The organism is Achromobacter xylosoxidans A8 (assembly GCF_000165835.1).
GTDB lineage: Bacteria > Pseudomonadota > Gammaproteobacteria > Burkholderiales > Burkholderiaceae_B > Achromobacter > Achromobacter xylosoxidans_B.
Genome location: NC_014640.1, coordinates 6413463 through 6436162 on the forward strand (window position 1 = coordinate 6413463; position 22700 = coordinate 6436162).

The following is a 22700-nucleotide window of genomic DNA, read 5'->3' on the forward strand; positions in this document are numbered from 1 at the left end:
ACGGCATGCAGCGCTGGAAAAACCGGCCCGAAGGCTCCAACTGGGGCGACTTCGGACCCGACGACCAACTCGGCCGCCTGAACCTCATCACCGAAGAACAGGTCCTGAAAGGTGCGCGCGAAATCCGCGCCGGCAAGACCTTCTGCCTGTCGCTGCCGCTGGACCTGCCCGGCGGCAACGTGCTCAACCCGCGCCGCCATCCGCCGCAGCTGAGCCCCACGCGCCTGGCGGACACGCCGTACCTGAACTTCCCGCTGCGCAACGTCAACCCGGACGCGGTCGACGTGCTGAGCGACGACCAGGTGCTGCTGTCGATGCAGTATTCGACGCAATGGGACGCGCTGGCCCACGTGGGCGCCTTGTTCGACGCCGACGGCGACGGCAAGCCCGAACTGCGCTACTACAACGGCTACCAGGCCGGCGTGGACGTCATCGGTCCGGCCGACGGCGACCATACCGGCTGCGGCTGCAACAGCGGCGGCCCGTCCGCGGCGCTGAAGCTGGGCGTGGAAAACCTGGCCCAGAAAGGCATGCAGGGCCGCGGCGTGCTGGTGGACCTGTTCCGTCACTACGGCGCCGGCCGCACGCTGATCGGCCACGCGGAACTGATGCACGTGCTGAAGGCCGACAACATCAGCGTCGAACCCGGCGACATGCTGGTGCTGCGCACCGGCTATGCCGAAGCGGTGGTCGCCATGAACGGCACGCCCGACGCCGAAACGCTGCACACCTACGGCGCGGCGCTGGACGGCACCGACCAGGCGCTGCTGCAATGGATCACCGACAGCGGCATCGCCGCCATCTGCGCCGACAACTACGCCGTGGAAGCCTATCCCGCGCGCGAGAAAACCGGCCCGCGCGCCATGCTGCCGCTGCACCACCATTGCCTGTTCAAGCTGGGCCTGCCGCTGGCGGAACTCTGGTACCTGAAGGACCTGGCGGACTGGCTGCACGCCAACGGCCGGCATCACTTCATGCTGACCGCGCCGCCCTTGCGCCTGCCGCATGCGATCGGGTCGCCGGTCACGCCGATCGCGACGGTGTGATTGCTGCGAACCGCGCAAGCGCATATCGCGCAAATGAAAAGAGCTCCAGACTTGGAGCTCTTTTTTTAGATGCGGCGATCGTTACTTCATGCCTTCCCAATGCGGGCCAGGCACCACGATATCGAACATCTCCAGCACGCGTGCCACGGTATGGTCCACCATTTCTTCAATGGAAGCGGGCCGGTGGTAGAACGCGGGCAGCGGCGGAAACACGATGCCGCCCATTTCGGTCACGGCGGTCATATTGCGCAGATGCGCCAGGTTGAACGGCGTCTCGCGCACCATCATTACCAGACGCCGGCGTTCCTTGAGGGTGACGTCGGCGGCGCGGGTGATGAGGTTATCCGACAGGCCATGGGCCACGGCCGCCAGCGTACGCATGGAGCATGGCACGATCACCATGCCCGCGGTCTGGAACGCGCCGCTGGCCAGGGTGGCGCCCACGTCGCGCACGCTGTGCACGTGGTCCGCCAGTGCATAGACATCATGGCGGCCGACGTCCAGTTCGTGCTTGATGTTCAGCACGCCGGACGCCGACACCACCAGATGCGTTTCGACATCGTCCACGCCGCGCAATGCCTGCAGCATGCGCACCGCGTACAGGGCGCCCGTGGCGCCCGTGATGCCGATGACCAGTCGCCGCATGGGCTGATCAGGCCGTTGCGCCGGATTGATCCAGCAGCGTCTTCAGTTCGCCGGATTCGTTCATCTCGTTCATGATGTCCGAGCCGCCGATGAACTCGCCAGCCACGTACAGCTGCGGAATCGTGGGCCAGCTGGAGAACTCCTTGATGCCCTGGCGGACTTCGTCGTCTTCCAGCACATTGACGGTGACCAGCTTCTTCACGCCACAGCCCTTCAGGATCTGGATGGCCTTGCCGGAAAAGCCGCATTGCGGGAATTGGGCGGTGCCCTTCATGAACAGCACGACGGGGTGCTGGGTCACGGTTTCGCGGATGAATTCTTGAACGTCGCTCATGGTGGTCTCTTGGACAGGCATAACGGAATACGCCAATTATAGGTACAGCGGGGAAATCCGCCCGGATACCCCGGGCGCCCCACCGGGAATGGGGTCAGGTGGGCAGCCGGCCACCGGAAATACGCTCGATGCCGGCCAGGTCCCGGCGGCTGTGCACGTCCTGGAATCCGGCCGCGGCCAGCTGGTCGCGCACGGCTTGCGCCTGGTCCCAGCCATGCTCCAGCCACAGGGCGCCGCCCCGCTTCAGGTGGCGGCCGGCGCCCTGGACGATGCGAGCCAGGTCTTCCAGCCCGCCCGCACCGTCGGTCAACGCCCCCCGCGGCTCGAAACGCACGTCGCCCTGGTCCAGGTGCGGGTCGTCGCAGGCCACATAGGGCGGATTGGACACGATCAGGTCGAAGCCTTCTCCCGCCGGCACGGCCTGGTACCAACTGCCTTCGACCAGGCGCACGGACGCGGCCAGATCCCAGGCGTTGGCGGCGGCGACCGCCAGCGCGGCCGCGCTAAGGTCGGACGCCATCACCCGCGCGTCGCGGCGCGCCAGGGCAATGGAAATGGCGATCGCACCGCTACCCGTGCCCAGGTCCAGCACTGCGGGCGCGGCCAGGCCGGCCAGGCATTCCAGCGCGGTTTCCACCAGCACCTCGGTATCCGGGCGCGGAATCAGCACGTCCGGGGTCACGCGGAAACGGTGACCCATGAATTCGCGGTGGCCCAGCAGGTAGGCCATGGGCTCCCCGGCCAGGCGCCGCTGGGCCAGGGCTTCGTAGGCGGCGGCGGTCTCGGGCAGCAGAGGGTCGGTATCGTGCGCCAGCAGCCAGGCGCGCGGCTTGGCCAGCACGTGCTCCAGCAGCATGCGCACCTCCAGGCGGGGCAGGCGCGTGTCGAGCAGCAGGCTTTTCAGCTGGGGCGGCGTCATGGCCGGGCTCAGATGTCGTCGCCCAGGGCCGCCAGCTGCTCGGCCTGGTGTTCGGCGATGAGCGCGCCGGTCAGCTCTTCCAGATCGCCTTCCATGATCTGCTGCAGCTTGTACAGCGTCAGGTTGATGCGGTGGTCGGTCACGCGGCCTTGCGGAAAGTTGTAGGTACGGATGCGCTCGGAGCGGTCGCCCGAGCCGATCAGGCTCTTGCGCTCGGCGGCTTCCTTGCTCTGCCGTTCGCGGGTTTCCTTGTCTTTCAAGCGCGCAGCCAGCACCTGCATGGCCTTGTCCTTGTTGCGGTGCTGCGAACGGTCGTCCTGGCATTCCACCACCAGCCCGGTCGGCAAGTGGGTGATGCGCACCGCCGAATCGGTCTTGTTGATGTGCTGCCCGCCCGCGCCGCTGGCGCGGAAGGTGTCGATGCGCAAATCATTGGGGTTGATGACGATTTCCGACATCTCGTCCGCTTCGGCCATGATGGCCACCGTGCACGCGGAGGTATGGATGCGGCCCTGCGCCTCGGTGGCGGGCACGCGCTGCACGCGGTGCGCGCCGGATTCGAACTTCAGGCGGCCATAGGCGCCATCGCCGTCGATGCGCGCGATCACTTCCTTGTAGCCGCCCAGTTCAGAAGCGCTCTCGGACATCAGCTCCACGCGCCAGCCGCGCTGTTCGGCGTAGCGCGTGTACATGCGCAGCAGGTCGCCCGAGAACAGCGCGCTTTCGTCGCCGCCCGTGCCCGCGCGGATTTCCAGGAACAGGCTGCGCCCGTCATTGGGGTCACGCGGCAGCAGCAGCAATTGCAGCGCGGCTTCCAGCTCTTCGAGCTTGGCGCGGCCGGATTTGATCTCGTCCTCGGCCATGGACTTCAGATCCGGGTCGGACAGCATTTCCTGGGCCGCGGCCAGATCATCCTCCGTGCGGGCGAAAGCGGTGAACGCCTCGACCACGGGTTCCAGTTCCGCGCGTTCGCGCGAGAGCTTGCGAAAACGGTCCATGTCGGACGCGGTTTCCGGTTCGGCGAGCAGCGCGTCGACCTCGATGAGGCGGTGACACAGGTGCTCCAGCCGGCTGCGCATGGAAGATTTCATGGGGAATGACCAAAAAGAAAAACGGGAAAGCGGATAGCGGGCGCCCAAAAGACGAACGCCCGCCAGGAGGCGGGACGTGGGGCAGAATCGCTAACGGCGGGAGTCGCGGCCGGGGAACAGGCGCGGCATCCAGGCAAGCAGCTGCTTGCGGTCGTCGCCTTCGCTGCGGTTCAGCGCCGCCAGCGGGCCGTGCAGGTACTTTTGCGTCAGGCCATGGGCCAGCTGCTCGAGCACGGCCTCCGGCGATTCGCCCCGCGCCAGCAGGCGGCGGGCGCGTTCCAGCTCGGCGCTGCGGACGTCTTCGGCGGCCTGGTGCAGGTCGCGGATGACGGGCACCACCTCGCGGGACTGCATCCAGTGCATGAAGCCCTGGACGCGGGTTTCGATGATGGCTTCGGCCTGCACCACGGCCGCGCGGCGCGCGTCCGTGCCGGTCTGCACCAGGCGGCCCAGGTCATCCACCGAATACAGGTAGACGTCGTCCAGGCGGCCGACTTCGGGTTCGATGTCGCGCGGCACGGCCAGGTCGATCATGACCATGGGGCGGTGGCGGCGCAGGCGCGTGGCCCGTTCCACCATCCCCAAACCGAGGATGGGCAGGGAGCTTGCCGTACAGGAAACGATGACGTCGAACTCGGACAGGCGGTCCGTCAGGTCCGACAGCTTCATGGTGCTGGCCGCGAACCGGTTGGCCAGGACCTCGGCGCGTTCGGCCGTGCGATTGGCCACCACCATACTGCGCGGACGCTGCGCGGCGAAGTGCGTGGCGCACAATTCGATCATTTCGCCCGCGCCGATGAACAGCGTGCGGGCCTGGTCCAGATTGCCGAACACGCGCTCGGCCAGGCGCACCGCGGCGGCGGCCATGGACACCGACTGCGCGCCGATGGCGGTCTGCGACCGCACTTCCTTGGCCACCGAGAAGGTGCGCTGGAACATCTGGTGCAGCAAGGTACCCAGCGAGCCGGCTTCGCCGGCGGCGCGCACGGCGTCCTTCATCTGGCCCACGATCTGGGTTTCGCCCAGCACCATGGAATCCAGGCCGCTGGCCACGCGGAAAGCGTGGCGCACGGCGTCGTCCTGGTGATGGCGGTAGAGATGCGGGCGCAGCGTGCCGGCGTCCAGGCGGTTGTAATCCGCCAGCCAGGCAGGCAGTTGATCGGCCACGTGGCCGTCAGCGGCGCAATAGATTTCGGTGCGGTTACAGGTGGACAGGATGGCGGCTTCGCGGACCGAGCCGCCGAAGGCCGAGCGCAGGCCCTCGATTGCAGGCTTCACCAGATCGACGGGCATGGACACCCGCTCGCGGACCGAAACCGGCGCGGACGTGTGATTCAGACCGAAGGCAAGGACAGCTACCGACATGTGGGAAGGATGGCCGGGCCATCCGCGCGTAAGCGTTAAGTACTGCCACTAAGAACGAGGCGCGGCAAGCAGGGGAAATTCAACCTGGAAGCAGCGTCAGACCGCTAATCATTATACCCCCGCGGGTTATCCCCAGGCCATTTCACCCCAGGGCCGCGACCCTGGGTCGCACCTTTCGTGCCATCCGCCCAACAATTTGGCCCAGGATTCATGCGGCGATCCGGCAGGGCAAGGCGATATCCAAGATTTTCTCCCCCGACTGGCGCAAGCCTCAAAAATTGTGTATAGTTGCGGACTTCGTTGGCCTGGTAGCTCAGTCGGTAGAGCAGAGGATTGAAAATCCTTGTGTCGGTGGTTCGATTCCGCCCCAGGCCACCAAAAAGATTCAAGCAACGAGCCCCGCCCCGTATCCACTACGGCGGGGCTTTTTGTTTTGGTCGCCGATATCGGTCCGTCGCCCGGCATTCTGGCGGCAGTCAGAACCCCCTACGCCGCCCGATGCGCGCGGATGAATTCGAGTGCGGCCCGCTTGGACACCACATCCCCATACTTGCTGTCGATATCGAAAAGATTGGCTTCATGCGGATCCGGGTGGCGGTCCCCCACCCCCTCCCGCACCACGATCACGTTCAGGCCATGCTGCACGCCATCCACCGCCGTTGCGCGCACGCAGCCGCTGGTGGAGCATCCCAGCACGATCAGGGTGTCGACCTTGGAAGCCGTCAGCGTACTGGCAAGGCTGGTGCCGAAGAAACTGCTGGCGTACTGCTTGTGCAGGACGATCTCGCCGGGCAAGGGTTCCAAGCCGCCGCAAAACTCGTTGTAGGGCGCGTGTTTGAACAGTTCGAGGATGGGCGACTTGCGATACCAGGCGCCGGCGTCGGCCAGCGTGTGGGATTGGTGCGTGATCGTTGTGTGGATCACCATCATTCCGGCATCCCGCGCCGCGCGCAGGATCTCCGCGCTATGCGCCACCGCGGCCACGACGCCCGCGCCAAACATGGGCGATTCTTCAAGCGTATAGGCTTGCACGAAGTCGATGAGTAGCAATGCCGCCTTGTCGCCAAACCCGACTCGATGCCCCCATACGCCCTTGTAGTTTTCCGCTGCGCTACTCATGCAAAACTCCAAAACGAAAGAATTTGGCGGCGGTCACTCGATCCGGGCGCCGGTCTGCTCGATGATTCCGGACCACGTCTTCAGGTCGGTATCGATCAGCTCGGAGAACTGAGCGGGCGTGGTATTCGCCGCTACCGCCCCCTGGGCCTTCAAGTTGGCTTGAAACGACTTGTCCGCAAGCACGCTCGAGGTTTCCTGGCGCAGCGTGGCGACCACGTCCGCCGGGGTGCCGGCCGGGGCGAACAGGCCATACCACGACATGGCCGCCACGCCCGGCACCGTCTCCGCGATGGTCGGCACGTCCGGCAGCAACGATGAGCGCTCGGACGATGCAACCGCGATCAGGCGCAGCTTGCCGGCATGGACGAACGACATGACGCTGGGCCAGCTGGTGAAAGTCACCGACACCCGGCCGGACACCATGTCCGTGTTGGCGGCGGAGGCGCCCTTGTAGGGAATGTGCATCATGTCGACCCCGGCGGCCCGCTTGAACATTTCGCCCAGCAGATGATCGAGCGTGCCATTGCCCGCGGAGGCCATGTGCAGTTGGCCAGGCTTGCTTTGCGCCAACGAAATCAGGTCCTGCACGGTCTTTACCGGCAGCTCCGGGTTCACGACCAAGACATAAGGCGCTGTCGCCACCAAGCCGATGGGCTCGAAGTCCTTCTTGGGATCGAATGGCACGGACTTGTACACGAACGGGCTGATGGTATAGCTGCTGCCCACGGTCAGCAGCAGGTTGTAGCCGTCCTGGCTGCCGCGCGCCGACACGCCGATACCGATATTGCCGCCCGCACCCGCCCGGTTCTCCACCACGAAGGTCTGATGCAGACGCTCGCCGATTTTTTGGGCAAAAGGCCGGGCGACCGCATCGTTGGCCCCTCCTGGTCCGTGCGGCACGATGACCGTGACGGCCTTCGACGGATAGCCTTGCGCGTGGACGGCGCCAGCATGGGCAAGGCTCAGGGCGAGAATCAGCGCAGAGAAACTCAGTATCTTTTTCATCTTGACCAGTTTGTTCGGGTTGAAATGGAACTTCCATGCCGCGACTGAAACAACCAGGTTCATTGTCCGCTCCCCATTCTTTGTGTTTATCGTCCGCGTCCAGCTGCCTGGAGCGAATCATTTGATGGCAATTCTCGGCATCGAGATCGATATCGTCCAATACGAATTAAGGAATCATCTATAGTGTTTCCAGATAAATTGGACGGGATGCCCAGCCATGGACTTGCGGCAGCTTCGGTACTTTGCGGCGATTGCGGAAGAACAGAGCTTTACCAAAGCGGCCCGGAAGCTGCACATTTCGCAACCTCCGCTCAGCCAGCAACTGAGCAATCTGGAGGACGACCTTGGCGTCCGTCTTTTCATACGCACCAGCAGAAGCGTCCAGCTCAGTGAAGCGGGCAGCGTGCTGCTGCCCCACGTCCGCGCCGTGCTGGATCGCCTGGACGAGGCCAGGCTTCAGGTACAGCGCGTGGCGCAGGGCCTGGAAGGGTGCGTGACGCTGGGCTTGACCGGCTCGCACTTCCTCGGCACCTTGCCCCAGTTCATCCGCGAGTTCCGACAGGAGCGGCCGCAGGTGGACGTGGCCTTGAAGGAAATGCCCCCGTCCGATCAACTGACAGGGCTGCAGGACAGGCGCCTGGATCTATGCCTCTCGCGCGGCATCCCTGATGATCCGACATTCGCCGCCGAGCTGCTGTGGCACGACTCGTCGGTGGTCGTGCTGCCACCGGGCCATCCGCTGTCGCGCCGCAAGCAGCTGCGCCTGCAGGAATTGAAAGACGAAGATTTCGTGTTCTTCCGCCTGGGGTCGTCCATCTTTGCCGACTCGGTGTACCAGGCCTGCCTGTTTTCGCGCTTCGAGCCGCAGATCGTCCAACAGGTCGTGGAAGTGCCCGCCGTGGTCAATCTGGTGGCCGCCGGACTCGGGATCTCCATCGTCCCCGAATCGATTGCACGCCTGCGCGCCGATGCCGTCGCGATCTGCGAACTTGCACATGAAAAAGACATGCCGCAGATTTCGTCCAGCGTCTATCTCATGCGCCGATCCGACGAAGACCGCCAGGTCGTGCTGGGATTTGCCGCCGCGCTCCATCAATGGGCCAGGCAGTCGATACCCGCGCCCCTTTCCCTGGCCCGCCCTTCCGCGATATCGTAAGACGCCCTCCCCGTAGCCCGCCGCATCCATCCACCGGAGCCGCGACATGCGCGCCCAAGCAACAGCAAGAGCAAAAGCGCTTTTCGGTCTGATTGCACTGCTGGCCTGCCTGCTGGGCCCCGCGCACGCGCAGAGCGGCGCGACGACGCCAGCCCGCCCAGTCCCGGCTTCCACGCAGGTCCAGGCGATCCTGGTGGCGGAAATCCCGCTGCGGGCGGACACCGATCACCGCTACGCCGAAAGCGTCATGGAGCGCGTCACCGGCGCCGACCCCACCGACTTGCTGGCGCCGCGCCTGGAATCGATTTCCCGGTCCGTCGACGAAAAGCTTCAGCAGTTCCAGCCGGCCCAATTGCGCAGCCTGCCCATCATGCGGCTGGAAAGCCTGGAGCGGCACTGGATGTTCGACGCGCGCCGTTTCGCGGCCTGGCAGGAGGACATGCGCCAGGCGACCGCGGCCTATGCCGGCGACGCCGCCGAACTGGCGCGCCGCCGGGATGCCTGGCAGTCTCTCAAGACCGCGCCCGGCGCCGCCGACCTGCCGCCGGCCCTGACCGGCCGGATCGACTCCGTCATCGCCCAACTGGTCCGGGCCGAACAAGCGCTGTCCGTGCCGCTGGGCCGCCAGATCGCGCTGGGCCAGCGCGCCAACGCCGTTGAAGAGCGCATCCAGTCCGGGCAGCGCGCGGTGGCCGATGCCATCAACTACATCGACGCCCGCCTGCTTGAACTGGACGCGCCCCCGCTATGGGCGGCTACCTTCACGCCGACCGCGCGCAGCGATGCGATGGCCTATCTACGCTCCGGCCTGGACATGGAACTGCGCTTCGCCCGCCAGTACGCCGCGGCCGACACCGGCAACCAGCTGGCCCTGCATGTGCTGCAAGTCGTGCTGCTGCCGCTGCTGCTCTGGCTGGCCTGGCACAGCCGCCACGCGATCCGGGCCGGTGAAATGAGCCAGACGGCCGCAAGGGTGCTGGGACGCCCGCTGTCCGCCTGGCTGCTGCTGGCCATGATGGGAGTGCAGCTGCTGGAGTCGGATGCGCCGCTGATCGTGCTGCAGATCGCGCTGCTGCTGGCGGTAGTGCCCGTGCTGCGCCTGCTGCCGCCGACCGCGCGCGAGCAACTGGATCTGTGGCCCTACGCCATCACCGGCCTGTATCTGGCGGAGCGGCTGGGCATTTTCTTCCTGGCCAGCGAAACGTTGTACCGGCTGCACAACCTCGCCATTACCCTGCTGGCCCTGGCAACGGCGCTTTGGCTGCATGCCCGCGCCCAGCGCCGCGGCAACGCCCAGGCGCCCAGCCGGCTGCACAAGACCGTGCGCGCAGGCGCCTGGGTCGCCGTGGCGTTGCTGGCCATTGCCGGCGTCTCCAACCTGATCGGCAACCTGTCGATGGCCGAGATGCTGACCAGCGCCGTCATCAGCAGCGGCTACTTCGGCCTGATGCTCTACGCCGGAGTCACCATCATCGTCACCCTGCTGCAGCTGCTGCTGGCCCGGCCCGGCGTGTCGCGCTTCCGCATCGCGCGCGAGCACGCCCCGCCCCTGGTGCAACTGCTGATCCGCCTGGTGATGGCCAGCGCCGTCGTGGGCTGGACCCTCTACACGATGGACCGCTTCCGCATTCTGCGCGGCACCTATGCCGTCACGACGAAAGTACTGTCGTACACGCTGGCGCTCGGGGACATCACCATCAGTCTGGGCAACATTCTGGTGTTCGCGATCTCCGTGGTGATCGCGTTCTGGGCCGCGCGGGCGATCCGCCTGGTGCTGCATGACGAAGTGCTGGCCCGCATGCCGCTGCCGCGCGGCGTGGGCAACAGCATCGCCTCGCTGACCTACTACTCGGTGCTGCTGCTGGGCCTGGCGGTGGCGCTGTCGGCCGCCGGGGTCAGGACCAGCCAACTGGCCCTGGTGCTCGGCGCCCTGGGCGTGGGCATAGGCTTCGGCCTGCAGAACGTGGTCAACAACTTCGTGTCCGGCCTGATCCTGATGTTCGAACGCCCGATCCAGCCGGGCGACGTGGTGGAAATCGGCGAGACCTCCGGACAGGTGCGCGAGATCGGCATGCGCGCAACCCGCATCAGGACCTTCGAAGGGGCCGACGTGGTGGTCCCGAACGGCACCCTGCTTTCGGAAAAACTGACCAACTGGACCATGCTGGACCGCAACCGCCGCATCGAAATCAACCTGGGCCTGGCCTACGGCACCGACCCCGCGCAGGCCATCGAACTGCTGGGCTCGGTGGCGCGTGGCACCCTGGGCGTCTCCACCCAGCCGGCGCCCATCGCGCTCTTCATGGGCTTCGGCGCCAGCACCCTGGATTTCAGCATCCGCGCCTGGACGCCGGACTTCGACCAGTGGATGTCCATCCGCAGCGACATGTTGTCGCGGATGTACGAGGCGCTGACGCAGGCCGGCATCGGGATACCCTATCCGCAGACCGACCTGCACCTGCGCAGCATCTCTCCGGAAGCTGGCGCCGTCCTCGCGCAAGCCCGCCGCGCCGCGCCGGATGGCGGGCCGCCTCCCACATGACGCGGATATTGTGTATAGTGGCGGACTTTCGCGTTGGCCTGGTAGCTCAGTCGGTAGAGCAGAGGATTGAAAATCCTTGTGTCGGTGGTTCGATTCCGCCCCAGGCCACCAATGAATTCAAGCAGCTGGCCCCGCCTTTGGCGGGGCTTTTTGCTTTGGTGCGCGGCGGCGTTTGTCGGATAGCATAGTCACGCCGTGCCACCCCTGACTTCCCCTCCACGCGATGACGCCTGATTCCTCTTCCCCGTCCTCCTCTATCGGCATGGGCCGCGCGGCGCTCGTGCTGTGTCGCGCGCTCTGGCACTATGCCGACGGCGCGCGGCGGCAGCTGATGGGCGCCATCGCGCTGCTGTCGGGCGCGCAGCTGGTCAAGCTGACCCTGCCCTGGCTGGCCTCCCACGCCATCAACGCCTTGCAGCAGAACGACATGTCCACCGCCGGCCTCTGGATCCTGTTCCTGGTCGGCAGCTACATGATGTCCTGGGTGTTCCACGGCCCGGGACGCGTCCTGGAAGGCAACGTAGGCGTGCATGTCCGCCAACGGCAGGCCGACGATCTCTATGCCCGCATCGCGGCCGCCCCGCTGACCTGGCGCGACGGCAGGCATTCCGGCGACCTGCAGCATCGGGTATTGCAATCCAGCCGCGCGCTGTCGGCTTTCGCCCGCAGCATGTACGGCTACCTGCACAGCGCCTTGAACTTCATCGGCCCGCTGGTGGCGCTGACCCTGCTGTCGCCGGTCAGCGGCCTCATCGCCGTGAGCGGTTACCTGATTATCGCCCTCGTCACGTTGCGCTTCGACCTTGCGCTGATGCGGCTGGCCCGTTCCGAAAACGACCAGGAACGCCGCTACGTCGCCGCGCTGCTCGACTTCGTCAGCAATGCCGGCACCGTGATCGGCCTGCGGCTGCAAGCCGCCTCGCGCAAGATCCTGGGCCGCCGCCTGGAGGCGGTCATGCAGCCCTTGCGCCGCGCCCTGTGGATCAACGAAGTGAAGTGGTGCGTGGTCGACCTGGCGGGCATGTGCCTTACCTGGATCCTCGTGGTGGAGTATGTGCTGCGGCACCGCGAGCCCGGGCAAGCCCTGCTGCTGGGCACCATCTTCATGATTTATCAGTACGCCCAGCAGGCCGCGTCCGTGGTCAGCGCCATCGCCTCCAACTTCCAGAGTTTTGCGCGCATGCACACCGACTACAGCAGCGCCGAGCCCATCTGGCAGGCCCCGGGCGAACCCAATGCCGTCGTGCCCGCCGTACAGCCCGACGCGCCGTGGCAGACCCTGGAGTTGCGCGGCGCCACCTGGCGCTACTCGGACGAAGGACGCGGCGGCCTGCACGGCGTCGACCTGGTGCTGCGCCGCGGCTCGCGCGTCGCGCTGATCGGCGCCAGCGGCGGCGGCAAGAGCACGCTGCTGCGCACCCTTGCCGGGCTCTATCCGCCGCAACAGGGCGATCTGCTGCGCGACGGCAAGCCCGTGGACTGGACCGAACTGCGCGCGCTGGCCACGCTGATTCCGCAGGAGGCCGAAGTCTTCGAAGCCAGCGTGCAGGAGAACCTCACCTTCGGCGAACCTGCCGATGCGCAGGCGCTGCAAGCCGCCGTGCATACCGGCGTGTTCGACGAAGTGCTGCAACGCATGCCCGATGGCCTGGCCAGCCCGATGAATGAACGCGGCAGCAATCTGTCCGGCGGGCAACGCCAACGCCTGGCCCTGTCGCGCGGCGCGCTGGCCGCGCAAGGCAGTTCCTTGCTGCTGCTGGACGAACCCACCAGCGCGCTTGACCCGCAAGCGGAGGGTCGGGTGTTCGACCGCATGTACGCCGCCTTCCCGACGGCTTGCATCGTGGCCTCGGTGCACCGCCCTAGCCTGCTCAACCGCTTCGACACCATCGTGGTGATGGAAGCCGGGCGCGTGGTGGATGCGGGGCCGCGCGATGAAGTATTGTCCCGGCATCAACCTTGATAGAAAGCCCCATCAGCCAAGCCCCTGCACTCCGTAGCCATGACTCAGCCGCCCACCTCCCACGCAGCGCAGCGCCAGCCCGGACGCAAGCGGATGAACCTGTTGGCCTATGTCTGCCTGACGATCAGCGTGGTGTTTGTTTTCCTGGGCTCGCAAATGATCCGGGACGGCGCCGAGGCGGGGATTCCCGTCACGCTGTTCTTCGGCGTCTGCGCCGTGACCGCGGTCCTGCAGATATGGCCGCAACTGCTCCAGCGTGAGTCGCGCTCAGCCTCGACGTTGCTGGCACGCTATCCAGGCCCCCTGGTACTCAAGGCCGCGAAAGGCAAGTTGCTGGTGTTCTCGTTCCTGTCCGCGGCCTTCGGTGGCGTGATCCTGTGGATGCTGCTGCACGAAGCACTGCCGCCACTGAAGCAACTGATCCTCTGGCCCGGCGCCGGGTTTTTTCTGCTCGGCGCGGTCATGCTGCTGGTGCGCGCCGCGAAAGACGATACCGCCTTGCGGCTAGGCCGCGATGGCTTCGAAACCCGGCAGGTGTGGAACGGCAGGACAATACGCTGGCAGGACACCAGCGAATTCACCGTGGTCAGCGTCAGCCGCGCGGTGCCCAAGCTCATCGTTTTCGACGATGCCGCGGTCGAACGCGGCGGCACTGCGGGGCTCAACCGCCATATCGTCGGGCGCAATTCCAGCTTGGGTGAAACGTATGGGCTGACCCACGAGACCCTGGCCGACCTGCTCAATGCGTGGCGGACGCGGGCCTTGGAACAGGATGCGATCTTTACGCGGTGGCCTGAGAACGGATGACAGCCGTTCTTCAAAAAGCGGTCTAGAAGGCATGGGCAAGCGTACTGGTTGAAATCGCGCATGCGACGCCCCTGGAACATTACAAAAAAGTAATCAACGCGTAACCTCCCCGCCCCAGTCAGCCCTCCACACTGGAGTCCATGCACTTCCAGACCACAGAAAGGAGCTGACCATGAAGACCCTGACCACCTTGTTCAGTGCGTGCGCGTTGAGCCTGGGAATGACAGGCGCGGTCTACGCGCAGGCCGCCAGCGGCGGACATGACACGCATCATCCGGCCACGGCCGAGCCGGCCTCCAATATGCAAATGGCGCCGGGCGCCGGCATGATGAAGAACATGGAAGCGCACATGCAAGCCATGGGCGGAATGCACCAGCAGATGGCTGCGGCCAAGACGGCCGAAGAGCGCCAGGCCTTGATGGGCGAACACATGAAGTCCATGCCCGCCAATGGCGCCAGCATGCAAGGCTGCCACGAGATGATGGGATCGATGATGAATCCGGCGGGCGATGCGCCCTCGGCGGCGTCCCCGGCGGCCAAGGGCTGAGCGCCACGAGTCATTGCTGGCGGCCGGCGCCGCGGTGGCGCCGGCTGCCAGCTATTGCACTGCGCGCACCCTGCCTGGGCATAATAGGCGCACGAAGGATCACACCGGCACTCGAAAGGGATGGGTATGAATCACTCTCGTCACGGCGACGCGGCATCGAACGAAGGCACGCTCTATGTGTGCCCCATGCACCCGGAGATCCGCCAGGATCGCCCCGGGAACTGCCCCAAGTGCGGCATGACGCTGGAGCCCCTTATCCCGCTGGATGAGGAGGACAACAGCGAACTCAACGACTTCCAGCGCCGCTTCTGGTGGACGCTGCCCCTGACCCTCATCGTGGCCGTGATGGCCATGTTCGGCCATCGCCTGGGTTGGTTCGACATGGCGACCCAGAGCTGGCTGGAGTTGGCGCTGTCGCTGCCGGTCGTGTTCTGGACCGGCTGGCCGTTCTTCGTGCGCGGCTGGCAGTCGCTCGCGCATCGCAGCCCCAATATGTGGACGCTGATCAGCCTGGGCACGGCCGCGGCATTCATCTACAGCGTGGTCGCCACGCTGGCGCCGGACGTGTTCCCGAATTCCTTCGTATCGATGGGGCGCGTGGCGGTGTACTTCGAAGCCGCCGTGGTCATCATTTCGCTGACCATGCTGGGGCAGATCCTGGAGCTGAAAGCGCGTTCGCAGACATCCGCCGCAATCAAGGCCCTGCTCGGGCTGGCGCCCAAGACGGCGCGGCGCATCAACGCCGACGGCAGCGAGGAAGACGTGCCGCTGAACCACGTGCATGTGGGCGACCTGCTGCGCGTGCGTCCCGGCGAGAAGATTCCGGTGGACGGCACCGTCACCGAAGGCCGCAGCGCCGTGGACGAATCCATGCTCACCGGCGAGCCCGTACCCGTCGGCAAGCGCGAAGGCGACAAGCTGATCGGCGCCACGCTCAACACCAGCGGCACCCTGGTAATGCGCTCGGAGAAGGTAGGTTCCGCCACCATGCTGGCGCAGATCGTGCAGATGGTCGCCAACGCCCAACGTTCCAAGGCGCCCATGCAACGCATGGCGGACGTGGTGGCGGGCAAGTTCGTCGCCGCCGTGGTGTTGGTGGCGATCTCCACACTGCTGGTGTGGGGCTTTTTCGGGCCGGAACCCAGTTGGGTGTACGGCCTGATCAACGCCGTCGCCGTGCTCATCATCGCCTGCCCCTGCGCGCTGGGACTGGCTACGCCCATGTCGGTCATGGTGGCCACGGGCCGCGCCGCAGCGCAGGGCGTGCTGTTCCGCGACGCTGGCGCGATCGAGAAGATGCGCGAGGTGGACACGCTGATCGTGGACAAGACCGGCACCCTGACCGAAGGCAAGCCAGCCTTCGACACCGCGATCGCGGCGCCGGGATACACGTCCGACGAAGTGCTGCGCCTGGCGGCCAGCCTGGACCAAGGCAGCGAACATCCGTTGGCCGACGCCATCGTCAGCGCGGCGCGCGCGCAGGGCCTGGCGCTTGCCAAGGCGGAGGACTTCGACTCCGGCAGCGGCATAGGCGTGCGTGGCACGGTGGAAGGCAAGCGCCTGGCGCTGGGCAACACCGCCCTGATGGAACAGGAAGGCGTGCAGGTCGACGCCCTGCGCGCGGACGGCGAACGCCTGCGCGGCGAAGGCGCCAGCATCATGCACCTGGCCGTGGACGGCAAGTTCGCCGGCATCCTGGCAGTCACCGATCCCATCAAGCCCAGCACGCACGAAGCGATCCAGAACCTGCACGACAGCGGCCTGCGCATCGTGATGGCAACGGGCGACGGCCTCACCACCGCCCGCGCCGTCGGCGCCGCGCTGCGCATCGACGAAGTGCATGGCGAGGTCAAGCCGGCCGACAAGCTGGCGCTGGTGGAAAAGCTGCAAAAGGACGGCCACGTGGTGGCGATGGCGGGCGACGGCATCAACGACGCCCCCGCGCTGGCGCGAGCCGACGTAGGCGTAGCCATGGGCACGGGCACCGACGTAGCCATGAACAGCGGCCAGGTGACCCTGGTCAAGGGCGACCTGCGCGGCATCGCCGCCTCGCGCCAGATCTCGATCGACACCGTGCGCAACATGCGGCAGAACTTGATGTTCGCCTTTGTCTACAACGGAATCGGCGTGCCGATAGCGGCGGGCCTGTTGTATCCGTTCACGGGCTGGCTACTGTCGCCGATGATCGCGGCGCTGGCGATGAGTTTGAGTTCGGCTTCGGTGATATTCAATGCGTTGAGGTTGCGATAAGCGCCCGATCTACCCATTCCAGATCGGGTCATCCCTCCAGCCCTGTGGAAAACCCAAATCTGCCGGCGTAATGGCGGCGTGCGTCCGAAACGACTCCAGCAAGCGTACCGGCCATTCGTCACGACTATCAACTGCCTTTGAAATCAATCGCATTACGACCGCAAGGCAGTAATAGCTTTGCGGGTCGTTGAAATGCGCTGCAGCCCGGTTGTACACGGCAGGCCGGAAGACAAAGCGACGATTCCACACCCGCCCATGGTGAGCGCAGATATTGCGCAACAAGGTCAGTGCGTGCAGCCATGACTCGACTAGAGGAACGGTCAGGCCGAATGCTTTCGCTACGACCTTTTTTGGATTGGGGTGCGCACGATCTGCCTTTTGCAGATACTTGTAAAGTTGCGACCATTTGCCAAAAGACAAACACTCCGCCATCAACCAACTGGGCGGCAGCAAGGGCTCTGTGTAGGTCTCGAAGTAATGCTGGGCGAACAAGTCCCTGGAGCGGCGCGTCTCGCGCTCGACAGTTCCAAGAAAGTTGCCGAGTGGAAATGGTTCCGGCCGACTGCCATGCCCCGGCGCATGCCCTAAAACCTGAGCAGGGTGATTCAGATACCAGAACGGCCCATACTGCATGGACATCTGATTACTCATGACGGTCCGCACGGCCACCTCGATCCGTTCGAGCTGGCCAAGAGTGATACGCCGAAGGACGCGATCAAACTCATAGCGGACGATAACGTCTTCGAAACTCACCCCAGGCAGAAACATGCGTCCAGCTGGCGTGGGCGTCATGAGAGACAGCGCATAACCTCGCAGACGAAAATAGCCGACAAAGCTCAACGCACGCTCGGCATCCCCAACGTTAGAAACCGTCAGGCCTTTTCCTCGCCAGCGGGCAAGCAGGTCAGCGTTAGACAGCGGGAGTTTGGCGTACTTCACGACAAATTTCCCGCAGAAATGAGAAACCCGCCCTGGGAGCACTGTGCCTGCGTTCGCGCACGGGCCTGAAGTGTGGCGGGTGTTGTTAAGCGCAGTATACCCAGAGGCCCGCCAATGGCAACGCTTCCTCTTCCGATATAAGACCGATACACAGGCCTTTGCTTCCCCAGTTGCATACGCTTCCCTGACCGTTGCGCGATTCCAGCAATTCTGGCGCCGCATCGACAATGCACACAACAGCGTATGGGACGTTTTCAGCCTATAAGATGCCTCCGCTCAGACGCTTTGTTCCGACAGGTGGGTACATATCAACATTTACCTAGTTTTTGGAGCTCTCACCCAACCGCGCCAGCGTCCTCTCCACCACCCTGTCGCAATCATCCCCATCGAACTCAAACAAGCTCTTTTCCACCACTCCCACATCCCGCGCCAGCGACTCGCGCAGCAAGGCATTGGCGCGGAAGTGGCGGCTGCGGACGGTGGCTTCGGGAATGCCCAGGCAATGCGCCGTTTCCTCGACCGAAAGTTCCTCGACCGAGCGCAACACGAACACGGTGCGGAACGAGACCGGCAAGGCGTCCAGCCGCGCTTCCAGCAAACCTCTGAGTTCGGCGCGAGCGGCGGCGTGGTAGGGGGGATTGAAGTCGTTGATGGTCATCGCATCAACCTCTTTCTCTATGTCGTCGGCGATGGGGAACAGCGCCTCGCGGCGGTTGTGCTTGCGTAGCCGGCCATAGCATTCGTTGAGCAGGAGCCGCGACAGCCAGGTGAACAGCGTCGATTCGCCGCGGAACGCCGCCATGTGCCGGTAGGCCGCCAGGTAGGTTTCCTGCAAGGCGTCCTCGGCATCGGCGTCGTTGCGCAGAGTGGCGCGCGCCAGGCGGTAGAGCCGCCGGTTGTGCCGCCGCATCATCAATTCGAATGCGGTCTGCTCGCCCCCCGCGATGCGATGCGCGAGCGCCAGGTCTTCGTCCTCGGCCGGCGTTGCCGCCAGCGCCGCAAGTGCAGTCATGAGTCTGACCTCCGCCACGCGTCATTGCGCAATCAAGGTGCCCTGCATCGTCGGATGAAACAGGCAGGCATAGGCGTTGCTGCCTGCCTCTTTCACAGTGTAGGTCCAGGATGCGCCGGCGGCGATCACTCCTGAATCGAAGGCCTTGGAAACCGCGGTGGCGGTGTGCGGGACCAGGTCCTTGTTGATCCATGTCACCTTTTCGCCCCGCTTGACGGTCAGCGTGGCGGGCCTGAACTGCATTCCTTCTATGGTCACGACATGCTCGGCCAGTTGGGAGCCAGTGGGGCTTTGCTGGGCGGCCGCGACCCCGCCCGCCAACGCCAGGCTGGCGCATAACGCGGTCAGACCGGCGCGCCCGTGCGCGGAAAGTAAGCGGGTGTCAGCCACCGTTAAGCCTCTTTTGCAGGGATTTGGCATGTTCCAGGTGCGCGATGAACGCCGGCCGCACCTTGATCAGCAGAGCCTTCAATTCCGCATTGTGCGCGCCAGGAATCAGGGTCGTGTCCAGCGCCTGGATCACGGCTTCGTGGTAAGCCACTTCATGGTCCACATATGCCTTGTCGAACGCAGCGCCGCTCATGCCCTTGAGGGCGGCAAGGTTCTTGTCCCCGCCCTGCTGCAGGCTGTCGCTGGTCGCGTTCGGTTCGGGCTTGACCTTGAGCTTCTGCACCAGCTCGCCGGCCGACTTGTTGACCGCGGAATGATCGGTCACCATCAGCGTGGCGAAGTCGCGAACCTCCTTGTTGCCACTCTTGTCCTGCGCCAGCTTGCCGGCGTCGATGTCGACCTGGTTGGCCACCACCACGATGGCCGCTATCTGCGGATCCGTCGGCCCGTTACCGTGGGCAAATACCCCGCAGCTCACCAAGGCCAGCGCATAGAACCATCTTGCTTGAATCGCTTTCATCTCATCCCCCGACGCCATGGATGCAGGCGCGGCCGGAATGGCCAGGAATCTTGCCTGCTTATGGGGTTGGATGTCGCGAAAACGCGCCGCGTTCCGGCGCGGGACAACGAAGGGTTCAGCCCACCGGCACCGCCATGCCGTACTTGGCGCGGTTCAGCACCACCAGCGTGGAAAAGCGCTTGACGTTGGGATTGCCCCAGAAATTGCGCTGGGCGAAGGTTTCGTATTCGGCCATGTCGCGCATGGTGATGGTCAGGACGAAGTCCACCTCGCCCGTCACCGACAGGCACTGCATGATTTCCGGCGCGGACTGCATGGCGCGCTTGAACTGGTCGAGCTTGTCGGCGCGTTCGCTCTCCAGCGTCACCAGCACGACCATCATGATGCCCCGGCCCACGGCAGCAGGGTCGACCACGGAAACGTCGCCCAGCACCACCTTGGACTCGCGCAGCCGCTTCATGCGGCGCAGACAGGACACCGGCGACAGGTTCACGCGCTGCGCGACTTCCTGGCTGGTGCGCTGGTTGTCTTCCTGCATGCTTTGCAGGATCTGGAGGTCGAAATCGTCTAGTTCCATCAGGGTCTCGGAACGGCTGGAAACGGACCGGAAGAGGCCCGCCGATAGATTCTAAGCCCGGCGGCGCCTGAGTCCGGCCCCATTTTGACGGGAAACTTCATTTCCGCACCCCGCGATGCAGGAATTATTCAGCCGGCTTGCTTACACTGGGAGCCCTCTGCCCGCGCCGCGGGTACGTCCGCCCCCCCGTATCATGCCGTCACTCCAGCTTTTCCTGCTGTTCCTCGCCGCCGACGCGGCGCTCAAACTCACGCCCGGCCCCGACATGGCGCTGACCTTGTCCCGGGGCATGACGCAGGGGTTCCGGCCCGCCTTCCACAGTGTCCTGGGCAACGTCGCCGCCGGCTTCATCCAGGTGCCGGCGGTGGTGCTGGGCCTGGCTTCGGTGCTGCAGGCGTTCCCGTCGTTGTTCATGGGCATCAAGGCCGCGGGCGGCGTGTACCTGGGCTACCTGGGCATCAAGGCCATCGTCCGCTGCGCGCGTTCGGCCGACGTGTCGCTGGCAGCCCGCCCCGGAGACGCGCGCGACGCGTTCTGGCAGGGCTTCACGACGAACCTGCTGAACCCCAAGGTGCTGCTGTTCATGATCGCCTTCCTGCCGCAGTTCACCACGCCGGACAACGGGCCGGTGTGGATCCAGATGCTGGTGCTGGGCGTGACGATGAAGGCGCTGAGCCTGCCCTACGGCAGCTGCTTCGCCTATGGCGCCTCGCGCATCCGCGGCTGGGTGGGGCGCAATCCCTGGTTCCTGCGGATGCAGCAGGGCCTGCTCGGCGCCGTCATGCTGGGCCTGGCGCTCTACGTGCTTTATTCCACCGCCGAACACCTGGCGCCCTGAACCGCCCGCCGTCCCGTACGTATCCTGTCTTTCCGCCATTGCCATGACCGCCGCAACCCTGAACACCGGACGCAACGCCTCGTCCTCCACCCTGCTCCCCATCCTGTCGTTGATCGGCGCGATGGCCTCGCTATGCGTCGGCACCTCGTTCGCCAAGTCGCTCTTCCCGATGGTGGGCGCGCAGGGCACGACCGCCTACCGCATCGCCATCGGCGCGCTGATCCTGGTGGCGATCTGGCGTCCGTGGCGCTTTCCGCTGACGCGCCAGGCGGCGGCCAAAATCGCGCTGTATGGCGTGACGCTGGCCTGCATGAACCTGCTGTTCTACATGGCCTTGCGCACGCTGCCGCTGGGCGTGGCCATCGCCATCGAATTCATCGGCCCGCTGACCCTGGCGGTAGCGCTGTCGCGCCGCGCCATCGACTTCGTCTGGATCGGCTGCGCCATCGCCGGCCTGGTGCTGCTGATTCCCACGGGACAATCGGTGCATGACTTGGACCCCGTCGGCATCGCCTTTGCGCTGGGCGCGGCGGTGTGCTGGGCGCTCTACATCATCTTCGGCAAGATGGCGGGCAATGTGCATGGCGGGCAGGCCACCTCGCTCGGGCTGACCGCGGCAACGCTGGTGGCGCTGCCCATAGGCGCGGCGCACGCCGGCGCGGCATTGCTGGATCCGACCCTGATCCTGGCCGGCATCGCCGTGGGCATACTGTCCAGCGCCCTGCCCTATTCGCTGGAAATGGTGGCGCTGCGGCGCCTGCCGCAGAAAACCTTCGGCGTGCTGCTCAGCATGGAGCCCGCCATGGGCGCGCTGGCCGGCGTGATCGTGCTGAATGAGCAGTTGTCACAGACGCAATGGCTGGCCATCTGCGGCATCATCGTGGCTTCCGCCGGCTGCGCGGCCACCGCCCGCCGGCAAAATACCGCCCCCACGCCCGCGCCGGACTGAGCGCGGACGGACGCCGCCGCCGCGGCCCGCGGGCGTTTCAGCCAAATCCCACTTCGCGCTGGGGCGGCGCCAGCGGGTCGAAGTCTTCCCAGTGGTTGTTGCGCCAGCGGCCGTTGGCGTGTTCCACGTCGGCGCCGCCGGCATCGCGCAGGATGCGGCATGCGAGCATTTCGCGTTGCGGGCGCGTGCGCACGGCAACCATCACGCCCGCCTGGCGGATCTCGGCATGGGAATCGGGATTGAAGTGGCCGTGCAGGGTGCTGCCGTGGCCCGTCACCCAGAGCGCGCCGAACAGCGATCCCAGATAGGCGCCGACCCCGGCCGCAGCCAGGATCAGCGGCGTGGAATCGCTTATCTCGGACATCACGAACCCGCCAAACACCGCGAAACCGGCACCCACGCCACCTGCGCCCAGGAAGGCGCCGATATCGGCGCGCCCCGAGTCCGGATCGGAGCGGCGGTCGCCGCCCAAGGGGTAGCGGCCATGCTCGCCGGCCGGATTGACGTAGAAGGTGTTGATGTCCCAGTGGGGAAAGCCGTTGGCGGAAAGGCGTTCGGCCGCGGCGTGCGCCGCTTCGAAGCCCTCGAACCGGGCTGCTACGATCAGAGACATGATGTGCTCCTTGCCCGGGCTGCCGGACAGGATGTACGTGCCTTTATCGTACGCCCGCGTCGCCTCCCCGAGC

General features: G+C 65.5%; 22 protein-coding genes and 2 tRNA genes. 11 read left to right on the plus strand and 13 right to left on the minus strand.

All coding sequences use genetic code 11. From position 1 onward, the window contains the following. Positions 1–5 precede the first annotated feature (5 nt). Positions 6–1046 carry a cyclase family protein gene (locus AXYL_RS29490; protein WP_013396549.1) on the plus strand — a complete coding sequence of 347 codons (1041 nt, stop codon included), beginning with the start codon at positions 6–8 and terminating at the stop codon, positions 1044–1046. Between the two features lie 81 nt (positions 1047–1127). On the opposite strand, the gene AXYL_RS29495 is transcribed toward AXYL_RS29490, so the two are convergent. The 5 genes from AXYL_RS29495 to hemA form a co-directional block, all read right to left on the minus strand. Next, positions 1128–1691 (minus strand): UbiX family flavin prenyltransferase, encoded by a 564-nt coding sequence (locus AXYL_RS29495; RefSeq protein WP_013396550.1) that lies wholly within the window; start codon positions 1689–1691, stop codon positions 1128–1130. Between the two features lie 7 nt (positions 1692–1698). Continuing rightward, on the minus strand, positions 1699–2025 hold the full coding sequence (grxD, locus tag AXYL_RS29500) for a Grx4 family monothiol glutaredoxin (RefSeq protein ID WP_041654416.1): 327 nt from the start codon (positions 2023–2025) through the stop codon (positions 1699–1701). Between the two features lie 94 nt (positions 2026–2119). Beyond that, positions 2120–2944 (minus strand): peptide chain release factor N(5)-glutamine methyltransferase, encoded by an 825-nt coding sequence (gene prmC / locus AXYL_RS29505; RefSeq protein WP_013396552.1) that lies wholly within the window; start codon positions 2942–2944, stop codon positions 2120–2122. An 8-nt stretch (positions 2945–2952) separates the two neighbouring features. Next, positions 2953–4035 (minus strand): peptide chain release factor 1, encoded by a 1083-nt coding sequence (gene prfA, locus AXYL_RS29510; RefSeq protein ID WP_013396553.1) that lies wholly within the window; start codon positions 4033–4035, stop codon positions 2953–2955. Between the two features lie 90 nt (positions 4036–4125). Continuing rightward, complete coding sequence (gene hemA / locus AXYL_RS29515; RefSeq protein ID WP_013396554.1) at positions 4126–5400, minus strand: glutamyl-tRNA reductase; 1275 nt, start codon at positions 5398–5400, stop codon at positions 4126–4128. 302 nt (positions 5401–5702) lie between these two features. On the opposite strand from hemA, the gene AXYL_RS29520 reads away from it, so the two are divergent. Beyond that, positions 5703–5778 (plus strand) — tRNA-Phe (locus AXYL_RS29520). A gap of 108 nt (positions 5779–5886) precedes the next feature. On the opposite strand, the gene AXYL_RS29525 is transcribed toward AXYL_RS29520, so the two are convergent. Both AXYL_RS29525 and AXYL_RS29530 read right to left on the minus strand, forming a co-directional pair. Beyond that, positions 5887–6519, minus strand: a complete 633-nt coding sequence (locus AXYL_RS29525) for an isochorismatase family protein (protein WP_013396555.1) — start codon at positions 6517–6519, stop codon at positions 5887–5889. Between the two features lie 33 nt (positions 6520–6552). Beyond that, positions 6553–7587, minus strand: coding sequence for a Bug family tripartite tricarboxylate transporter substrate binding protein (locus tag AXYL_RS29530; RefSeq protein ID WP_013396556.1), 1035 nt, complete (start codon positions 7585–7587; stop codon positions 6553–6555). 154 nt (positions 7588–7741) lie between these two features. Here AXYL_RS29530 and AXYL_RS29535 point away from each other — a divergent pair, with 154 nt between their 5' ends. The 7 genes from AXYL_RS29535 to AXYL_RS29565 all read left to right on the plus strand — a co-directional run bounded on the left by AXYL_RS29535 (position 7742) and on the right by AXYL_RS29565 (position 16789). Further along, a complete protein-coding gene (locus AXYL_RS29535) occupies positions 7742–8680 on the plus strand; it encodes a LysR substrate-binding domain-containing protein (RefSeq protein ID WP_013396557.1) in 939 nt (312 codons plus the stop codon). Positions 8681–8726: 46 nt separating this feature from the next. Then, positions 8727–11222: a mechanosensitive ion channel family protein gene (locus AXYL_RS29540; protein WP_013396558.1), complete on the plus strand. Its 2496-nt coding sequence runs from the start codon at positions 8727–8729 to the stop codon at positions 11220–11222. Between the two features lie 35 nt (positions 11223–11257). Then, positions 11258–11333, plus strand: a tRNA-Phe gene (locus AXYL_RS29545). A 112-nt stretch (positions 11334–11445) separates the two neighbouring features. Beyond that, complete coding sequence (locus tag AXYL_RS29550) at positions 11446–13185, plus strand: ABC transporter ATP-binding protein (protein ID WP_148260642.1); 1740 nt, start codon at positions 11446–11448, stop codon at positions 13183–13185. 93 nt (positions 13186–13278) lie between these two features. After that, on the plus strand, positions 13279–13992 hold the full coding sequence (locus AXYL_RS29555) for a hypothetical protein (protein WP_013396560.1): 714 nt from the start codon (positions 13279–13281) through the stop codon (positions 13990–13992). Between the two features lie 172 nt (positions 13993–14164). Further along, positions 14165–14539, plus strand: coding sequence for a hypothetical protein (locus tag AXYL_RS29560; RefSeq protein ID WP_013396561.1), 375 nt, complete (start codon positions 14165–14167; stop codon positions 14537–14539). 126 nt (positions 14540–14665) lie between these two features. Then, positions 14666–16789: a copper-transporting P-type ATPase gene (locus tag AXYL_RS29565; protein WP_013396562.1), complete on the plus strand. Its 2124-nt coding sequence runs from the start codon at positions 14666–14668 to the stop codon at positions 16787–16789. Positions 16790–16798: 9 nt separating this feature from the next. Here the strand turns inward: AXYL_RS29565 and AXYL_RS29570 are convergent, their stop codons facing one another. The 5 genes from AXYL_RS29570 to AXYL_RS29590 form a co-directional block, all read right to left on the minus strand. Beyond that, a complete protein-coding gene (locus AXYL_RS29570) occupies positions 16799–17728 on the minus strand; it encodes an Abi family protein (protein WP_013396563.1) in 930 nt (309 codons plus the stop codon). Positions 17729–18047: 319 nt separating this feature from the next. Further along, complete coding sequence (locus AXYL_RS29575; RefSeq protein ID WP_013396564.1) at positions 18048–18740, minus strand: RNA polymerase sigma factor; 693 nt, start codon at positions 18738–18740, stop codon at positions 18048–18050. Between the two features lie 21 nt (positions 18741–18761). Continuing rightward, complete coding sequence (locus tag AXYL_RS29580) at positions 18762–19130, minus strand: cupredoxin family copper-binding protein (protein WP_413772864.1); 369 nt, start codon at positions 19128–19130, stop codon at positions 18762–18764. Further along, positions 19123–19650 carry a DUF4142 domain-containing protein gene (locus tag AXYL_RS29585; protein WP_041656659.1) on the minus strand — a complete coding sequence of 176 codons (528 nt, stop codon included), beginning with the start codon at positions 19648–19650 and terminating at the stop codon, positions 19123–19125. The genes AXYL_RS29580 and AXYL_RS29585 overlap by 8 nt, the downstream gene beginning before the upstream one ends. A 115-nt stretch (positions 19651–19765) precedes the next feature. Further along, positions 19766–20227 (minus strand): Lrp/AsnC family transcriptional regulator, encoded by a 462-nt coding sequence (locus AXYL_RS29590; protein WP_013396567.1) that lies wholly within the window; start codon positions 20225–20227, stop codon positions 19766–19768. Between the two features lie 193 nt (positions 20228–20420). Between AXYL_RS29590 and AXYL_RS29595 the strand changes: the two genes are divergently transcribed. Together AXYL_RS29595 and AXYL_RS29600 are read left to right on the plus strand one after the other, a co-directional pair. Next, positions 20421–21065, plus strand: coding sequence for a LysE family translocator (locus AXYL_RS29595; protein ID WP_013396568.1), 645 nt, complete (start codon positions 20421–20423; stop codon positions 21063–21065). Positions 21066–21108: 43 nt separating this feature from the next. Then, the gene (locus AXYL_RS29600) at positions 21109–22014 is read left to right on the plus strand and encodes an EamA family transporter (protein WP_013396569.1); all 906 of its coding nucleotides are present in this window, start codon (positions 21109–21111) and stop codon (positions 22012–22014) included. 37 nt (positions 22015–22051) lie between these two features. Here the strand turns inward: AXYL_RS29600 and AXYL_RS29605 are convergent, their stop codons facing one another. Beyond that, on the minus strand, positions 22052–22627 hold the full coding sequence (locus tag AXYL_RS29605; RefSeq protein WP_013396570.1) for a hypothetical protein: 576 nt from the start codon (positions 22625–22627) through the stop codon (positions 22052–22054). Positions 22628–22700: the final 73 nt, after the last annotated feature.